This window comes from Microbacterium sp. LMI1-1-1.1 (genome assembly GCF_040815675.1).
Taxonomy (GTDB): domain Bacteria; phylum Actinomycetota; class Actinomycetes; order Actinomycetales; family Microbacteriaceae; genus Microbacterium.
Genome location: NZ_JBFPNN010000001.1, coordinates 406695 through 423637, shown reverse-complemented (window position 1 = coordinate 423637; position 16943 = coordinate 406695). Strand labels below are relative to the sequence as shown.

At 70.5% G+C, this 16943-nt stretch carries 11 protein-coding genes and 2 riboswitches; of the genes, 2 read left to right on the top strand and 9 right to left on the bottom strand.

Going from position 1 to position 16943, the window contains the following annotated elements; all coding sequences use genetic code 11:
* Positions 1-123: 123 nt before the first annotated feature.
* Positions 124-2037, bottom strand: coding sequence for a translational GTPase TypA (gene typA / locus MRBLMI1_RS01950; RefSeq protein ID WP_367726460.1), 1914 nt, complete (start codon positions 2035-2037; stop codon positions 124-126).
* A 134-nt stretch (positions 2038-2171) separates the two neighbouring features.
* Positions 2172-3926 carry a dipeptide ABC transporter ATP-binding protein gene (locus MRBLMI1_RS01945; RefSeq protein WP_367726459.1) on the bottom strand — a complete coding sequence of 585 codons (1755 nt, stop codon included), beginning with the start codon at positions 3924-3926 and terminating at the stop codon, positions 2172-2174.
* Between the two features lie 62 nt (positions 3927-3988).
* On the opposite strand from MRBLMI1_RS01945, the gene MRBLMI1_RS01940 reads away from it, so the two are divergent.
* A complete protein-coding gene (locus MRBLMI1_RS01940; protein ID WP_367726458.1) occupies positions 3989-4591 on the top strand; it encodes a PH domain-containing protein in 603 nt (200 codons plus the stop codon).
* Positions 4592-4611: 20 nt separating this feature from the next.
* On the opposite strand, the gene MRBLMI1_RS01935 is transcribed toward MRBLMI1_RS01940, so the two are convergent.
* The 3 genes from MRBLMI1_RS01935 to MRBLMI1_RS01925 all read right to left on the bottom strand — a co-directional run bounded on the left by MRBLMI1_RS01935 (position 4612) and on the right by MRBLMI1_RS01925 (position 9193).
* On the bottom strand, positions 4612-5661 hold the full coding sequence (locus MRBLMI1_RS01935) for an ABC transporter permease (RefSeq protein WP_367726457.1): 1050 nt from the start codon (positions 5659-5661) through the stop codon (positions 4612-4614).
* Positions 5662-5692: 31 nt separating this feature from the next.
* A complete protein-coding gene (locus MRBLMI1_RS01930; protein WP_367726456.1) occupies positions 5693-7237 on the bottom strand; it encodes an ABC transporter permease in 1545 nt (514 codons plus the stop codon).
* Between the two features lie 153 nt (positions 7238-7390).
* Positions 7391-9193: an ABC transporter family substrate-binding protein gene (locus tag MRBLMI1_RS01925; protein ID WP_367726455.1), complete on the bottom strand. Its 1803-nt coding sequence runs from the start codon at positions 9191-9193 to the stop codon at positions 7391-7393.
* A 365-nt stretch (positions 9194-9558) separates the two neighbouring features.
* Here MRBLMI1_RS01925 and MRBLMI1_RS01920 point away from each other — a divergent pair, with 365 nt between their 5' ends.
* Positions 9559-10290 (top strand): CPBP family intramembrane glutamic endopeptidase, encoded by a 732-nt coding sequence (locus MRBLMI1_RS01920; RefSeq protein WP_367727539.1) that lies wholly within the window; start codon positions 9559-9561, stop codon positions 10288-10290.
* 19 nt (positions 10291-10309) lie between these two features.
* On the opposite strand, the gene MRBLMI1_RS01915 is transcribed toward MRBLMI1_RS01920, so the two are convergent.
* The 4 genes from MRBLMI1_RS01915 to MRBLMI1_RS01900 form a co-directional block, all read right to left on the bottom strand.
* Positions 10310-12034 carry an ABC transporter substrate-binding protein gene (locus MRBLMI1_RS01915; RefSeq protein ID WP_367726454.1) on the bottom strand — a complete coding sequence of 575 codons (1725 nt, stop codon included), beginning with the start codon at positions 12032-12034 and terminating at the stop codon, positions 10310-10312.
* A 198-nt stretch (positions 12035-12232) separates the two neighbouring features.
* Positions 12233-15118: an aminomethyl-transferring glycine dehydrogenase gene (gene gcvP / locus MRBLMI1_RS01910; protein WP_367726453.1), complete on the bottom strand. Its 2886-nt coding sequence runs from the start codon at positions 15116-15118 to the stop codon at positions 12233-12235.
* Positions 15115-15489: a glycine cleavage system protein GcvH gene (gcvH, locus tag MRBLMI1_RS01905; RefSeq protein ID WP_367726452.1), complete on the bottom strand. Its 375-nt coding sequence runs from the start codon at positions 15487-15489 to the stop codon at positions 15115-15117. The genes gcvP and gcvH overlap by 4 nt, the downstream gene beginning before the upstream one ends.
* Complete coding sequence (locus MRBLMI1_RS01900; protein WP_367726451.1) at positions 15486-16673, bottom strand: glycine cleavage system aminomethyltransferase GcvT; 1188 nt, start codon at positions 16671-16673, stop codon at positions 15486-15488. Before MRBLMI1_RS01900 ends, gcvH begins: the two co-directional genes overlap by 4 nt.
* Positions 16674-16722: 49 nt before the next feature.
* Positions 16723-16826: riboswitch (glycine riboswitch) on the bottom strand.
* A riboswitch (glycine riboswitch) is annotated at positions 16827-16921 on the bottom strand.
* Between the last annotated feature and the right edge of the window lie 22 nt (positions 16922-16943).

Here is a 16943-nt window from a genome sequence, read left to right as displayed (position 1 = left end):
TGCGCCCGGTCACGTCACGCGACGATGCGCCCGCTCGCGACCCACGGCGCGGGACGTCCTGCCCCGGTGACGCCGACGGCCCCGTCACGCCGAAGCGTGCGGGGCCGTCCTGGTGCGGAACGCTTACGCGTTGGCATCCTGGCGCTTGAGGCGGGAGGCGGCGCGCCCACGCTCGGTCGCGTCGAGCACGACCTTGCGGATGCGGACCTTCTCGGGCGTGACCTCGACGCATTCGTCGTCGCGGGCGAACTCGAGCGACTCCTCGAGCGTGAGCACGCGCGGGGGCGTCATCGACTCGAAGGAGTCGGAGGTCGACGAACGCATGTTCGTGAGCTTCTTCTCCTTGGTGATGTTCACGTCCATGTCGTCGGCGCGCGAGTTCTCGCCGATGACCATGCCCTCGTAGACCTCTTCGGTCGGCTGCACGAAGAAGCTCATGCGCTCCTGCAGGGCGATCATGGCGAACGGCGTGACGACACCCATGCGGTCGGCGACGATCGAGCCGTTCTGACGCGTGGTGATCGAGCCCGCCCAGTCGTCGTAGCCGTGCGAGATGGCGTTGGCGATGCCGGTGCCGCGCGTGATCGTGAGGAATTCGCTGCGGAATCCGATGAGGCCGCGGGACGGGACGACGAACTCCATGCGCACCCAGCCGGTGCCGTGGTTGGTCATGTTGTCCATGCGGCCCTTGCGGGCGGCCATGAGCTGGGTGATCGCGCCGAGGTGCTCCTCGGGGGCGTCGATGGTCAGGTGCTCGAACGGCTCCTTGAGCTTGCCGTCCTCACCGCGCTTGGTGACCACCTGGGGCTTGCCGACGGTGAGCTCGAAGCCCTCGCGGCGCATGTTCTCGACGAGGATGGCCAGCGCGAGCTCGCCGCGCCCCTGGACCTCCCACGCGTCGGGACGGCCGATGTCGACGACCTTGAGCGAGACGTTGCCGATGAGCTCGCGGTCGAGGCGGTCCTTGACCATGCGGGCGGTGAGCTTGTGGCCCTTGACCTTGCCCATGAGGGGCGAGGTGTTGGTGCCGATCGTCATCGAGATCGCCGGGTCGTCGACGGTGATCGCCTTGAGCGGCCGGACGTCCTCGGGGTCGGCGATGGTCTCGCCGATGGTGATGTCGGGGAAGCCCGCGATGGCGACGATGTCGCCGGGGCCGGCGTCCTCGGCCGGGAAGCGCTCGAGCGCGCGGGTCTTCAGCAGCTCGGTGATACGGGCGTTGCTCGTGGTGCCGTCGGAACGCACCCAGGCCACCGTCTGCCCCTTCTTGAGCGTGCCGTTGAAGACGCGCAGCAGGGCGAGACGGCCCAGGAACGGGCTCGAGTCGAGGTTGGTGACCCACGCCTGCAGCGGCGCCTCGTCGTCGTAGGAGGGGGCCGGCACGTGCTCGAGGATCGCGGCGAACAGCGGCTCGAGGTCGTCGTTGTCGGGCAGGGCGCCGTTGGCGGGACGGGTGAGGGATGCCGCACCCGCACGGCCGGAGGCGTAGACGACCGGCACGTCGAGCAGCGCGTCGACGTCGAGGTCGGGCACGTCGTCGACGAGGTCGGACGCGAGACCGAGCAGAAGGTCGTGCGCCTCTTCTTCGACCTCGGCGATGCGCGCGTCGGGACGGTCGGTCTTGTTGACCAGGAGGATGACGGGGAGCTTGGCCTCGAGCGCCTTGCGGAGCACGAAGCGGGTCTGCGGCAGCGGGCCCTCGGACGCGTCCACGAGCAGGACGACGCCGTCCACCATCGACAGACCGCGCTCGACCTCGCCGCCGAAGTCGGCGTGGCCCGGGGTGTCGATGACGTTGATCGTCACGGGCACCTCGGTGTGGATGCCGTTGTAGGTGATCGCCGTGTTCTTGGCGAGGATCGTGATGCCCTTCTCGCGCTCGAGGTCGTTCGAGTCCATCGCGCGCTCCTCGACGTGCGCGTGGTCGCCGAACGAGCCGGTCTGGCGGAGCATGGCGTCGACGAGCGTCGTCTTGCCGTGGTCGACGTGCGCGACGATCGCGACGTTTCGGAGGTCAGGACGGAGGGCGTGCGCCATGGAGGGTCTCCAGGAAGTTTTGGGTGACGCCCGGAAATCGGGCCCTGCCAGTCTACCGGCCCGCGGCGACACTCCCGGCAGGGGACGACGAAGGGCGGGAACCCCACAGGATCCCGCCCTTCGTCGGACGTCGGTCAGCGCGTCGCGTCGCCCTCGAGGAGCTGGTGGCGCAGCTCGCGGCGGGCCGCCTGCACCTCCACGTCGGGCACCGGGATCGCGGCGATGAGGCGCTGCGTGTACGGCTCCTTCGGCGCGCGGAGGATCTCGTCGCGGGTGCCCTGCTCGGCGATCTTGCCGCGGTTGAGCACGACGATGCGGTCGGCCATCGCGTCGACGACGGCGAGGTCGTGGCTGATGAACAGGCAGGCGAAGCGGTGCTCCTTCTGCAGCTCGCTCAGCAGCTCCAGCACGCGGGCCTGCACGGACACGTCGAGCGCGCTCGTCGGCTCGTCCGCGACGAGCAGCCGGGGCTGCAGCGAGAGAGCCCGCGCGATGCCGACGCGCTGCTTCTGACCGCCCGACAGCTCGTGCGGGTACCGGTTGCGGTAGCTGCGCGGCAGGCGAACCTCGTCGAGGAGCTTCTCCACCCGCGCGTCCAGCGCCGCCCCCTTGGCCTCGCCGGCCAGGAGCAGCGGCTCGCCGATGGACTCGCCGATCGGCAGACGCGGGTTGAGCGAGGACGACGGGTCCTGGAAGACGATGCCGACGCGGCGACGCAGCGACTTGATGAGCTTGCGCGACCCGCTCGAGATGTCCACGCCGTCGACCACGAGGCGGCCGTCGGCAATCGGCTGCAGACCGATCGCGGCGCGGCCGATGGTCGACTTGCCCGATCCGGACTCGCCGACGAGGCCGACGATCTCGCCCTCCGCGATGCCGAGCGTCACGTCGTCGACAGCACGGAAGGCCGCGACGCGCCCCTTCTTTCCGTACTCGATCGACACGTTGTCGAGCTGCAGGACCGGGTGCGCGATCTCGGGCGCGGCCGCGGCGAGGGCGATCGCCTCGGTGCGGGCCGGGCCCTCGGCGACGGCCGTGGCCAGCGCCTCGACGACGTCGACGGTGCTCTCGCCCTCGAGGGTCTCCCCCAGGCGCGGCACCGAGGCCAGCAACTCCTTGGTGTACGGGTCCTTCGGCGCACCGAGCACCTGAGCCGCGGGTCCCTGCTCGACGATGTCGCCGGACTTCATCACGACGATCCAGTCCGCGAGGTCGGCGACCACGCCCATGTCGTGCGTGATGAGGAGGACGGCGGAGTCCAGGCGGTCGCGGAGGTCGCGGATGAGGTCGAGGATCTCCGCCTGCACCGTCACGTCGAGCGCGGTCGTCGGTTCGTCGGCGATGAGCAGCGCGGGCTCCAGGCTGATGGACTGCGCGATCATGGCGCGCTGGCGCTGACCGCCCGACAGCTGGTGCGGGTAGGAGGCGAACGCCTTCGCCGGGTCGGGCAGGCCGACCATGTCGAGCAGCTCCAGCGCGCGGGCCTTCGCCTGCGTCGGCGCGATCGGGGTGTGCGCGCGCAGCGCCTCGATGATCTGCGAGCCCACCGTGAGGACCGAGTTCAGGGCCGTCATCGGCTCCTGGAAGATCGCGGCGACCTCCGGTCCGCGCAGCTGCCGCATCTGCGACGTCGACAGACCGGTCACCTCGCGGCCGTTCACCTTGATGCTGCCCGTGACGCGGCTGTTCCGCGGCAGCAGGTCGAGCACGGCCATCGAGCTGACGCTCTTGCCCGAGCCCGACTCGCCGACGACCGCGACGACCTGACCGCGGGCGATCGAGTACGTCAGGTGCTTGGCGGCGGGAACCCAGACGTCGTCGACCGCGAAGTCGACGCTGAGGTCGGTCATCTCCAGGGCCGGGATAGCGGCCTTCTCGGTCGTGCTCATGAGAATGTCCTCTCGGTCCCGCGCAGCGGGAGTGAGTGATCGGGGAATGAAAGAATCGGGGGATGCCACGCCAGACGTTCCGTTCGACGTTCACCCGTGTCCTGTGCGGCATCGTCTGGGCGATCATCGCCGTCGTGGCGATCGGCCTGCTCGTGACGCCCGGAGCGACCGACGCACCGGCCCTGGTGGTCGTGGGAGCCCTCGGCGCGGCCGCCCTGGTCACCGGCATCCTGTGGTCGCCGTCCGTCACGGTCGACGACGAGGCGGTGCAGGTCGACAACATCGTGCTGCGCTACCGCGTGCCGTGGGCCGCGCTCATCCACGTGGACACGCGCTACGCCCTGCAGCTGCACACCCCGGGCCGCCGCATCAGCGCCACCGCCGCACCGGCGCCCGGAGCCACCGGCTCGCTTCGCGCCGCCCGCGCGCACCGCCGCAGCGAGGACCCGTCCGCCGCGCAGCTGCGTCCGGGCGAGCTGCCGGGCACCGACTCCGGCCGCGCGGCCGAGCTGGTGCGCGCGCGCTGGTACGCGCTCCGCGACGCGGGTCGCGTCGAGGCGGGCATCGCCGAGACCGTCCGCGTGGAGCCCGCCGTCCGCGTCGACAACCTGCTGCTGCTGGTCGCCGGCGCGGCGGGTCTCGTCGCGGCGGTGGTCCTGGGCTAGGCCCCGCGGGAGGGCGACCGTCATGACGACGGGGTCTCCGGGTGCACGCGCGCCTGCGTGCTGGCGGGAGCGGTGACCGACGGGCCGGCCTGCTCCTTCGTGCGACGCAGCGAGAAGCGCTTCTGACGCGGGTCGAACGCGTCGCGGAGGCCGTCGCCGACGAAGTTGACGAGCACGGCGAGCAGGACGATGAAGACCGCCGGCCACCAGAACAGCCACGGACGCGTCGAGAACGCCGACTGGTTGTCCGAGATGATCAGGCCGAGCGAGACGTCCGGCGGACGCACACCGAGCTGCAGGTAGCTCAACGCCGTCTCCAGCAGGATGGCCGAGGCCGCGAGCAGGGTCGCTGCGACGATCACCACGCCGATGGCGTTGGGCAGGATGTGCTTGAAGATGATGCGGGCGTCGCTCGCCCCGGCCACGCGCGCGGCCTCGACGAACTCGCGCTCGCGCAGCGACAGGAACTCCGCCCGCACGAGGCGCGCGATCGTCGTCCAGGACACCATCGCCAGGAAGAACGCCAGCGGGATGACGCCGAGGCCACCCGTCGCGCGACCGACGACGGCACCGATGACGATGATCGGGATGACGATGAAGACGTCGGTGATGCGCATGAGCACCGCGTCCACCCAGCCGCGGTAGTACCCCGCGAGGGCGCCGATGATCGTGCCGACCGCGGTCCCCGTGATGCTGATGATGAGCATCACGAGGATCGAGTTCTGGATGCCGCGCATCGTCATCGCGAAGTAGTCGATGCCGATGCGGTCCTGACCGAACGGGTGGTCGCCGAGCGAGAAGGGGAACACCGAGAGGGTCGGCGCACCGCCGTTGTTCTGCGCGTTCAGCGTCGTGTAGTCGTACTTCCACCATCCGGGCACCGGTCCGAAGCCGATCGCCGAGATCGAGAAGACGGCCAGCAGGAGGAACAGGATGCCGGACACGACGGCGACCTTGTTCGCGAGGAACCGGCGCAGGACGAGCCGTCCCTGGCTCACTCCGACCGTGTTCCGCTCGTCGGCGGGAGCCGGCGCGTCCACGTGCGCGGGCTCGGGAAGCATCTGGGTCATCGGGAGACCTCCGGGAATCGGACGGCGGCGATCATGCGACCACTCGCACGCGGGGGTCGAGCGCCGCGTAGGCGAGATCGGCCAGGAAGTTGAAGACGATGGCGGTGACCGCGATGACGAGGAAGTACCCCATCACCGGGTTCACGTCGACGCGCTGGATGGATGCCACGAACAGCTGCCCCATCCCGGGGATGGCGAAGACCTGCTCGGTGATGACCGCACCACCGAGGATCGCGCCCACGTCCGTCGCCACGAGCGTGACGATGGGGATGAGCATGTTGCGCAAACCGTGGCGCATGATGACGGTCCGCTCCGGCAGACCCTTCGCACGCGCCGTCCGGATGTAGTCCTGGTTCAGCACCTCGAGCATTCCGGCACGGGCGTACCGCGTGTATCCGGCGAACGAGATGAGCAGGAGCGAGATGGTCGGCAGCAGCAGGTGGGTGAAGGTGTCGATCCCGCTGATCCACATGTCGCCGGAGAACCCGGGGGTGGCGGCACCGACCGTGGCGATCGGGCGCCCGTTGATGCGGGGGCTGCCGACGTAGGCGGGCCAGGACTGCATGTAACGGTCGAGGATGACCAGGCCGAACGAGAAGAACGCCACGATCGCGCCGATGCGGGCGGTCATGCCGCGGTCGGGGGCGCCGAGCACGAAGCCGGTCACGAGCCCGATCGCCACCGCGGCGACGAAGAGGATGATGACCGTGGCCACCGTCGAGATGTCGAACAGCCCCTGCAGAGCGAAGTACGCGATGTAGGCGATCGCACCGTTGATCGCGGCGACGATGAGGGCGCGGCGGTTGGCGAGGCCCGAGATGAGGGCCGTCGTGATGACGACCACGCCCGCGATGAGCAGCAGCAGGCCGACGGGGCCGAAGCCGGGGTTGCGGAACCAGTCGGTGACGTTGAAGTACACGAGCAGGGCGACCGTGGCGGCGGCGGCGACACCGGCGACGATCAGCCGGCGGCGCGTGTCCCCGCCGATCATGGCCTGCCACACGACGGCCGCGATCACCGCGAGGAGCGCGATGAGCCAGACCGGGATGGCGGTGGCCGACTGCAGGAAGTTGTTGAACCCGAGCGCCAGGAACTCCTTCAGGAGCACGGCGACGAGGAACGACGGCAGGGAGAAGAGGAAGAAGCTCAGCAGGGTGATGCCGAAGTCGAAACCGCTGTACTGGCGCAGCGCCGACACGACGCCGACGACGATGCCCAGCACGATGGCGAGGACGAAGGACGCGGTGACCAGCTGCAGCGTCGAGACGACGGCGGTCGGGAGGATCTCCAGGACCGGCGCGTTGCTGATGGTCAGTCCGAGGTCGCAGCTCCCGGCGAAGGGGATGAGGCAGCTGGCCGCTCCGCCGAGCCACAGGAAGTACCGCAGCGGCGGGGGCACGTCCAGATCCAGGGCCGCGACGCGGGCGGCGATGAGCTGGTCACGGTTGGCAGCGGTGCTCTCGCGCAGGTCCATGAGGGGGTCGCCGGAGTTGGCGGCCAGCACGTACATGATGAACGACGCTGCGAGCAGGACCAGGATCGAGACGGCGATGCGCCTGAGGATGAATCCGACCATCGCGATGGGACTTCTTTCGATCGGGTAGGCGACGCTCGGGGGAAGCGCCTTGGAAAGGATAGTCGCGTACGCGCAGGAAAGGTCGCCTCGCGCACACGAGGTGAGGCGCCGGAGCCGAGCTCCGGCGCCTCACGAGGGACTATGCGGGGGTTATCAGCCCGCCAGCGTCCACTCCTGTGCGTTCCACACGATGCCCGTCTGGCCACCGAAGTAGGTGACACCGGTCACGGAACCGTTGTCGGCGAACAGACCCGGCGACTGGAACAGCGGCAGGCCGTAGAAGTCCTGCGCCGTCGCGGCGTCGATCTGCACCTTGAGGTCGGCCAGCTCGTCGGCGTCGACCGTCACCTGGCTCTGGTCGACGAGCGCGTCGACCTCGGCGTTGCTGTAGTTGTTGTAGTTTCCGCCACCGCCGGTCTTGAAGATCTGCGGGAGAGCGGCGTTACCGGCGCCCGGCGAGACCCATCCGAAGATGGACGCGTCGTAGCTGCCGCTGCCGAGGAGCGAGCTCCAGTCCGGCGAGCCGGCGTCCTCGATCACGAAGCCCGCCTGCTGGGCCGACTGCTGGATGGCGCGGAAGCTGTCGACACGGTTCGGGTTGTTCGTGTTGTAGAGGATGCGCACCGTCGGGGTGGCACCGGCGAGGAGCGCCTTGGCACCCTCGATGTCGGGCTCCGTGTACTGGTCGTAGCCGCTCGCCTCGACGGCGGTGGTGTACTGGTCGCCGTCCGTCGGCAGGAAGATCTGCGAGTTCAGGACCTCGGCCTCGGGGTTCACCGGGGTGACGATGGACTCGAGGATCTGCTGACGCGGGATCGTCTTGAGGAAGGCCTCGCGGACGTTGGCGTCGGCGAAGACACCGCCGAAGCTCAGGTCGACGTGGTCGTACGCGAGCTGGTCGCCGGAGTGCACGGTGGCGTTGGCGTTCTCGAGCGCGGTGAGCGTGTCGGCGGAGGCCTGCGGCTGGATGGCCTGCACCTCGCCGTTCTGGAGGGCCGTGACCTGCGCGTTCGAGTCGCCGATGAAGCGGATGATCAGCTGGTCGTAGGCGGGCGACATGTCACCCGTGTACTCGGGGTTCTTGCCGAGCGTGATGCTCTGCTCCGCGGTGAAGTCCGTCACGATGAACGGACCGCTCGCGACGAGGAGGCTCTCGTCGGTCGGCATCGACGTGACGTCGTAGCCGGTGTTCCAGAAGTCCGCCGCGGCCTTGAGCGTCGCGTTGGTCTCGACGGGGGCCTCGGGGTTGCCCTCGGGGAGGGTGTTCAGCAGCTCGATGAAGTCGGCCTCCGAGACGCCCGCCTTCTCGGCGAGGACGTGGGCCGGCTTGCCGATCGGGTTGAACAGCTCGTAGTCCACGTAGGGCGTGCCGTAGGTGATCGTCATCGACATGTTGTCGTCGCCGATCTCCGGGAACGAGGTGGTGTCGAGACCGGCGGTGCTGCCGGCGAGGCTGAAGTACTGCGTGCCGCCGTTGGTCACGTCGCCCGTGCTGGCGTCGAGGACCGCGTCGTCGTAGTAGCCCGAGGAGATGGCCCAGTTGACGAGCATGTCATCAGCGTTGATGGGCTCGCCGTCGGACCAGGTGAGGCCCTCGTTCAGGGTGTACTTCACCGTGAGCGGGTCCTCGGAGACCGTCTCGTAGGTGCCGAAGTCGGTGTTGGGGAGAACGCTGAAGTCGCTGTCCAGGCGCAGGAAGCCGCCGAGGCCGAGGCCGCCGCTGACACCGGTCAGGTAGCCGACCATGCCGTTGGTGTCGAGGTTCGCCTCGGGGGTGTCGCCGTTGAACGAGGTGAAGGCGTTGGTCGTCGCGATGGTGATCGTGCCACCCTCGCTCGAGCCGGAGTCGCCACCGTTGCTGTCTTGGGTGGTCGTGCAGCCGGCGAGGGCGAGGGCCGCGATCGCGACTCCTGCTCCCGCCGTCAGTGCGCGGTTGCGCCGCGTGAATTCGGACACGTGTCCTCCTGGTGAGGTGCGGGTTTCGGCCGCGCTCGCCCGAGGGAAAGGGCGGCCGGGGATAGGGAAACGATAAGTAAACGATTCGCGATGGTCAAAACTTCGGCGGCAACCGTTACACACCTTTAACCTGTGGCCGGATGTGCAGAGCAAAGTGCGCAGACTGGCCTTCTCGGCGGAATTCGAGACCTTTTCGAACACCCGCTATGGACGGGCCATGTTCTGCCGGATGCCGGGACCGGCCGCGGCCGGGGCGGTGTTGAATCGCAGGTGTGAAGTGGCATCCCTCCGTCGACGCTCCCACCGGACCGTTCCCGCCGGCCCTCGCCCCCGGTGACCGCGCCCGCCGGCGACTCGGGTGGGAGATCGCGCTCATCCTGCTCGTGAGCGTCGGGCAGTCCGCGATCTATTCGATGGTGTCGTTCCTGCGGGCGTCGTTGCGGGCGCCGATCTCGCAGCAGCAGGCGCAGCTGAACCCGTCGCGCGCGGCGGAGCCCGTCTGGGACGCCGTCTACCAGTTCCTCGACATCTTCTTCTCGCTCGCCCTGGTCGCCCTCGTCGTCTACCTGCTGTGGGAGCCGACGGGGAACGCTCTCCGCCGCATCGGGCTGGACTTCCGCGGCTTCGGCGTCGACGTGCTCCGCGGTCTGCTCCTGGTGGCGGTCATCGGGGCGCCGGGCATCGGCGTCTACGCGATCGGCCGCTCCATCGGGCAGAGCATCGCGGTCGTCCCGGCGCCGCTCGACTCCTCGTGGTGGGTGATCGCGCTCCTGGTCCTCGCCGCCCTGCGCGCCGGCCTCACCGAGGAGGTCATCTTCCTCGGCTACCTCTTCGACCGGCTGCGACGGCTCGGGTGGTCGTGGACGTGGGTGATCGTGTCGACCGCGCTCCTGCGCGGGAGCTACCACCTCTACCAGGGCTGGCCCTCGGCCCTCGGGAACGTCGTCATGGGCCTCGTGTTCGGCTGGTGCTACAAACGGTGGGGCCGCGTGATGCCCTTGGTCGTCGCGCACACCGTCATCGACATCGTCGCCTTCGTCGGCTACCCGCTCGCGGCCGCCTGGTGGCCCGCGATCTTCGCCCCGCCTGCGTCGTGACCGGCGCGGTCGACGGGATTCAGGATGCCGCGGGCGTCCAGTCCCAGAACGCCGGCGGGACGCCGTCCGGCTCGGACGTGTAGGTCACTCCCCCGACGCCGTCCTTCACGGCGACCGCTCCGGTCCGCTCCAGCAGCGGGACCCCCGCGAAGGTGCCGAAGAGGGCGCGGTCGATCTGCTTGGCCTGCTCCAGCACCCCCACGGGGTCGGTCTCGACGCGTAGGCGTGCGAAGGCGGCGACGGCGTCCGCCGGGTCCACCCCTCGGGCCAGTCGATCCCGCGCCGAGCGGTAGAGGCTCTCGTCCTCCCCCACCCAGGTGAGCGAGGCGTCGGGGATCTCGCCGGCGGCGGGACCGCGGACGGTGATGCCGGCGCGCGACGCCATGGTCGTGATCTGCGCGAACACCGCCGCCGACACCGGGTCGTCGGAGTCGTGGGCGATGCGCACCGTCGCGGGCTCGCCGTCCAGGGCGGCCTGCGCGCCGTCGACGTCGGCGCCCGTGCCGGGCGCCCCGTTGCCGGAGACGAGGTCCGTGTACAGCTCCCCCGTCGCGGGCGAGCTGAGGAACGACTGCAGCGGCTGCGCATCGGGTCGGGCCGGGCGGATGACGTCGTCGACGAGCGCCTCGCGGTCGATGGCCAGCGAGACCGCCTCGCGGAGCGACGGCAGGGTGCCCGGAGTGAAGCGGAGCTGCAACGCCTGCGTCGTGGGGCCCGCGAGCACCTGCACGCCGGCCTGCTCGAGTGTGGCGATCTCGGAAGCGTCCACGTCCCCCAGGTTGGCGAGGTCGACCTGCCCGCTCTCGACGGCGTCGAGCTGCGCCGCGCGGTCCGGATAGAAGCGGACGATCAGCTCGCTGACCTCGGGCTCGTGCTCGCCCTCGTAGTCGTCGCGGCGCTCCAGCGTGAGCTGGTCCGGGGTGACGGCGGCGACCGTCCATGGACCGGCCGCGACCGCTGCCGTGGGATCGGCCGCCTCGCCCTCGGGCACGTCGAAGCCCGTGTTCCAGGCCGCCGCGGCGGCGGCGAGCACGGGATTGGGGGTGGTGGGGGCCGCGGGGTTCCCCGGAGGCGCGGTGCGGATGGCCGTCATGAGGTCGCTCACCGACACGCCGGCGCGCTCGGCCACGACGTGGACCGGGCGGTCGAGGAGCCACTGGCGGTTCCAGTCGGCGAAGGGCTCGTCGTAGCGCAGCGTGAGCGTGTCGCTCGTGCGATCGACGGAGGGACGCGCGGTCCGGCCGATGTCGTCGAGCTGCGCCGCGGTGTCGAAGTAGCGGGTGCCGGACACGACGTTCCCCGCGTCGTCGTAGGTCGCGTCGTCGAACCAGTGCGACGTGACCGCCCAGCCGAAGAGGAGGTCGTCGACCGAGACGGGGGTGCCGTCGGACCACGTGCGGTCGGGGAAGATCTCGTACGTCACCGTCAGCGGGTCGTTCTCGACGCGGGTGATGCGGCCGAGCCCCTTGTTGGGAACGACCTGGAGGTCGCCGTCGAGGGATCCGAGCCGCTCGTCCATGAGTGCGGAGACGGCGCGGTTCGCGGCCGTGTCGCCGGTCGCCGTCGCCGCGTTGAAGCTGGTCAGCTCGCCGACGACCCCGATGCTCACCCGCGTGGGTGCGGCGGGTTCCTCCCGCGCCGCCTGTTCCGGCGGGGTACACCCGGTGAGGGCGACCGCCGCGGCGATCAGCACGGCGGTCAGGCGCAGGCGGCCGGTCGTGTCGAGTTTCTGCCCGTGGTGCACGTCGGCACCCTATCGTCCGCCGCTATGCCGCCCGCTGTGAGGCGGGCGGCTCCTGCCGGCCGGCGAGAAACGCTCTCCGCCCCGAGAAACGCCGGGTGTGCGCGTTTCTCGGTGCAGAGAGCGTTTATCGAGGGGATGCCGCGCGGCACCTCCCCCGGTCGAAGGAGAGGTGCCCCGCGGCGTCGCACTACCGGTGGGTCAGGCGAACGCCTCGGGCGGCGGGCAGGAGCAGACGAGGTTTCGGTCGCCGTACGCCTGGTCTATGCGGCGCACCGGGGGCCAGTACTTGCCGCGCACGAGCGAGCGCACCGGGTACACGGCGGTCTCGCGCGAGTAGGGGTGGTCCCACTCGCCCACCACGACCGTCTCGGCCGTGTGCGGAGCGTTCACCAGCGGGTTGTCGTCCGCCGGCCACTCCCCCGCCGCGACCGCGAGGGCCTCCTGCTTGATGGCGATCATGGCATCCACGAACCGGTCCAGCTCGGCGAGGTCCTCGCTCTCCGTCGGCTCGACCATCAGGGTGCCGGCCACGGGGAAGGACATCGTCGGCGCGTGGAAGCCGTAGTCGATGAGGCGCTTGGCGACGTCGTCGACGGTGACACCGGTCTGCTCCTTGAGCGGACGCAGGTCGAGGATGCACTCGTGCGCGACGAGCCCGCCCTCGCCGGCGTAGAGCACCGGGTAGTGATCGCGCAGACGGACCGCGATGTAGTTGGCCGACAGCACCGCGGCGGCGGTCGCCTGCCGCAGACCCTCGGCGCCCATCATGCGGACGTACGCCCATGAGATGGGGAGGATCCCCGCGGAGCCGTACGGCGCGGCCGACACCGGGCCGCCGTCGAACACCCCGCCCGCGTGCGCGGCGCGCTGCGAGAACGGGTGCGACGGAAGGAAGGGCGCGAGGTGCGCCTTCGCCGCGACCGGACCCACGCCCGGGCCGCCGCCACCGTGCGGGATGGCGAACGTCTTGTGCAGGTTGAGGTGCGAGACGTCGCCGCCCAGGTCGCCGAAGCGGGCGAAGCCGAGCAGGGCGTTGAGGTTGGCGCCGTCGACGTAGACCTGGCCGCCGGCGTCGTGCACGGCCCGCGTGATGTCGAGCACGTCGTGCTCGTACACGCCGTGCGTCGACGGGTACGTGATCATCAGCGCCGAAAGGGCCTCGGCGTGCTGCGCGATCTTCGCGCGCAGGTCGTCGAGGTCGACGTTGCCGGCCTCGTCGCACGCGACGACGACGACCTTCATGCCGGCGAGGATCGCCGAGGCCGCGTTCGTGCCGTGCGCCGACGACGGGATGAGGCAGACGGTGCGGTCCTCGTCGCCGCGGGACAGGTGGTAGCCGCGGATGGCGAGGAGGCCGGCCAGCTCACCCTGCGAGCCGGCGTTCGGCTGCAGCGACACCGCGTCGTACCCGGTGACCTCGGCGAGCCAGCGCTCGAGCTGGTCGATCATCTCGAGGTAGCCGTGCACGTCCGCCTCGGGGGCGAACGGGTGCACCCGCGAGAACTCCGGCCACGACACGGCGGCCATCTCCGTCGCCGCGTTCAGCTTCATCGTGCAGGAGCCGAGCGGGATCATGCCGCGGTCGAGCGCGTAGTCGCGGTCGGCGAGCGACTTGAGATAGCGCATCATCGACGTCTCGCTGCGGTGCGTGTGGAAGACCGGGTGCGTCAGGAACTCCTCGACGCGGTGCAGCGCCTCCACGACGCCGCGCAGCGCGATCGCGCCGTCGAGGTCGACGACGCCGGACGGCAGCCCGAACGCGCCGAGCACCTGCGCCACGTCGGCCGGTGTGGTGGTCTCGTCCACCGACACCCCCACGGTGTCGTCGTCGACCCGGAGCAGCTGGATGCCGGCATCCCGAGCCCGTCCGACAACCTCCTGCGCACGCTGTGGGACGCGAGCGCGCACGGTGTCGAAGAACGCGTCGTCGACGAGGTCGACGCCGGCGGAGCGGAGACCGGATGCCAGGGCGTCGGCGGTCCGCGCGACGCGGGAGGCGATCGCGGTCAGCCCCTGCGGCCCGTGGTACACCGCGTACATCGCCGCCATGACGGCGAGGAGCACCTGCGCGGTGCAGATGTTGGACGTCGCCTTCTCGCGGCGGATGTGCTGTTCGCGCGTCTGGAGCGACAGGCGGTAGGCCGGGTGCCCGGTGGCATCCTGGGACACGCCGACCAGGCGCCCGGGAAGCTGGCGCTCGAGACCGGCGCGGACCGCCATGTATCCGGCGTGCGGTCCGCCGAAGCCGAGCGGGACGCCGAAGCGCTGCGTCGTCCCCACGGCGATGTCGGCGCCGAGGGAGCCGGGCGAGCGCAGCAGGGTGAGCGCGAGCAGGTCGGCCGCGGCCACGACGAGCCCGCCCGCGGCGTGGACGGTCTCGGCGACGGTCGAGAAGTCCCACACGCGGCCGGTGGCGCCGGGGTACTGGACGAACGCGCCGAACGCCGCGGGGAGGTCGCCGCTGAACGACGTCTCCTCGATGCGGATGCCGACGGCCGCCGCGCGGTGGAGCAGCAGGGCCTTGGTCTGCGGGAGGGCATCGACGTCGACGAGGAAGACGTCGGTCTTCGCCTTCGACGCGCGTCGGGCCACGAGCATGCCCTCGACGACGGCGGTGGACTCGTCGAGCATCGAGGCGTTCGCCGTGGCGAGGCCCGTCAGGTCGGTGACCATCGTCTGGAAGTTGATGAGCGCCTCGAGACGTCCCTGCGAGATCTCCGGCTGGTAGGGCGTGTACGCGGTGTACCAGGAGGGGTTCTCGAGCACGTTCCGCGCGATCACCGACGGGGTGAGGGTGTCGTAGTAGCCGAGGCCGATCATCGGCCGGGCGCTCCGGTTGGCGGTCGCGAGCGCGCGCAGCTCGGCCAGAGCCTCGGCCTCCGTGGCGGCCGGGGGCAGCGAGCTCGTCGCGCGGGGCTGAACGTGGATGGATGCCGGCACGGCGGTCTCGACAAGCGCCTCGACGCTGTCGTAGCCGACGACCTCGAGCATGCGGGCCTGCGCGTCCGCGTCGATGCCGATGTGACGGTCGACGAAGACGGCGGGCGTTCCCGCGGCGGTGCGCGGAGGGAGGAGGGTGCTCATGCGGTGAGCTCCTCGTAGGCGGCGCGGTCGAGCAGGCCGTCGGGCAGTCCGCCGTCGATGCGGATCTTGACGAGCCAGCCGTCGCCGAACGGGTCGGCGTTGACGAGCGACGGGTCGTCCACCACGGCGTCGTTGACCTCGACGACGGTGCCGTCGAGGGGCGCGTAGAGCTCGCCGACCGACTTGGTCGACTCGATCTCGCCGCACACGTCGCCGGAGGCGACCGCTGCGTCGGCGGAGGGCAGGTCGACGAAGACGACGTCGCCGAGCTTCTCTGCGGCGAAGTCGGTGATACCGACCGTCGCGATGTCGCCGTCGAGGGCGATCCACTCGTGCTCGGAGGTGTAGCTGAGGGCGGTGAGGTCGGTCATGCGTTTCTCCGGTAGAAGGGCAGGGCGGTGACGGTGGCGGGGATGCGGGTCCCGCGCACGTCGATGGTCAGTTCGGTTCCAGGCGCGGCGGACGTCGGGGTGACGAACGCCATGGCGACGGGGTGTCCGAGCGTGGGGCTGAGGGCTCCGCTGGTGATCTCGCCGACGGCGGTGTCGCCCTGGAGGACGGTGTATCCGGCGCGGCCGGCGCGGCGCCCCTCCGAGACGAGCCCGACCAGGACGGGAGCGTCCGCGGGACCGGACGACAGGCCGTCCTTGCCGACGAAGACCGGCTTGTCGGATGCCGCGACGCGACCGAGTCCGGCCTGCGCGGGCGTGATGTCGCGGGACAGCTCGTGTCCGTAGAGCGGCATCCCGGCCTCGAGGCGTAGGGTGTCGCGCGCCGCGAGGCCGCACGGCACGAGTCCCGCGTCCCCGCCGGCGGCGAGCACGGCGTCCCACAGCGCACCAGCCTGGGCCACGGGGACGAGGAGCTCGTAGCCGTCCTCCCCGGTGTAACCGGTCCGGGCGACGAAGAGCGGAGCGCCGTCGAACGTCCCGTCGGTCCAGGCGTAGTAGCCCAGGTCGTCGAGGGCGGTCCCGGTGATCTCGACCTTCGGGGTGGAGCTCAGGATGCCGCGCGCCTCCGGTCCCTGCAGCGCGATGAGCGCGTACTGGTCGGTGACGTCCTCGACGACGGGCAGGTCCGCGCCCGAGACGAGGGCGAAGTCGTGTCCGTCCGCGCGCTCCGCCAGGAAGGCGCGGGCGGTCGGCCAGGTCTGCGCGGCGCGGTCGAACGCCGCGTTGACGGCATCCCGGTTGCCGGCGTTGGCGATGACGAGGAAGTTCTCGGGGCCGGTGCGGTAGACGATGACGTCGTCCACGATGCCGCCGCTGTCCGCGAGGACGAGCGAGTACTTCGCCTTCCCGATCTTCATCGTGGAGATGCGGCCGGCGAGCACGTAGTCGAGGAAGCCGGGTGCGGCCTCGCCGTGGACGAGCAGCTCGGCCATGTGTGAGATGTCGAACAGGCCCGCGGCGCGGCGCACGGCGTGATGCTCGGCGAGGTCGGAGGTGTAGCGCACGGGCATGTTCCAGCCGCCGAAGTCGGTGAACGAGGCGCCGAGGGCCTCGTGCCGGTCGTGCAGCGGCGAGGTGCGCGGTGGAGCGGGGGTGTCGGTCATGAGTTCTGCCGTTCGCGATGACGGTCAGACGCCGGGCGGCGTCTGAATGAACTCCCCCTCTGTCATGGGCCTGAGAGTTTCACCGCGCGGAACGCGCGGCTTTCACCGTCGGCGGACCCGGGAAGGTGCATCCGGGTCTCTTTCCAGAGTGGCCCGATCGACGCGGTACGCGTACCTGAGAGATTGGCGGGGAGGCTTGCTCCTTCGGTGCCCGGCTGCGTTCGCCGGAGCTCTCCCGCATCGATCATGGGGCCGTGTGGACTTGTGCGG

Bases quoted from the DNA above. Each gene is read 5' to 3' on its own strand.
- typA (WP_367726460.1), bottom strand. From the start codon at position 2,037: ATGGCGCACGCCCTCCGTCCTGACCTCCGAAACGTCGCGATCGTCGCG.
- MRBLMI1_RS01945 (WP_367726459.1), bottom strand. From the start codon at position 3,926: ATGAGCACGACCGAGAAGGCCGCTATCCCGGCCCTGGAGATGACCGAC.
- MRBLMI1_RS01940 (WP_367726458.1), top strand. From the start codon at position 3,989: ATGCCACGCCAGACGTTCCGTTCGACGTTCACCCGTGTCCTGTGCGGC.
- MRBLMI1_RS01935 (WP_367726457.1), bottom strand. From the start codon at position 5,661: ATGACCCAGATGCTTCCCGAGCCCGCGCACGTGGACGCGCCGGCTCCC.
- MRBLMI1_RS01930 (WP_367726456.1), bottom strand. From the start codon at position 7,237: ATGGTCGGATTCATCCTCAGGCGCATCGCCGTCTCGATCCTGGTCCTG.
- gcvP (WP_367726453.1), bottom strand. From the start codon at position 15,118: ATGAGCACCCTCCTCCCTCCGCGCACCGCCGCGGGAACGCCCGCCGTC.
- gcvH (WP_367726452.1), bottom strand. From the start codon at position 15,489: ATGACCGACCTCACCGCCCTCAGCTACACCTCCGAGCACGAGTGGATC.
- MRBLMI1_RS01900 (WP_367726451.1), bottom strand. From the start codon at position 16,673: ATGACCGACACCCCCGCTCCACCGCGCACCTCGCCGCTGCACGACCGG.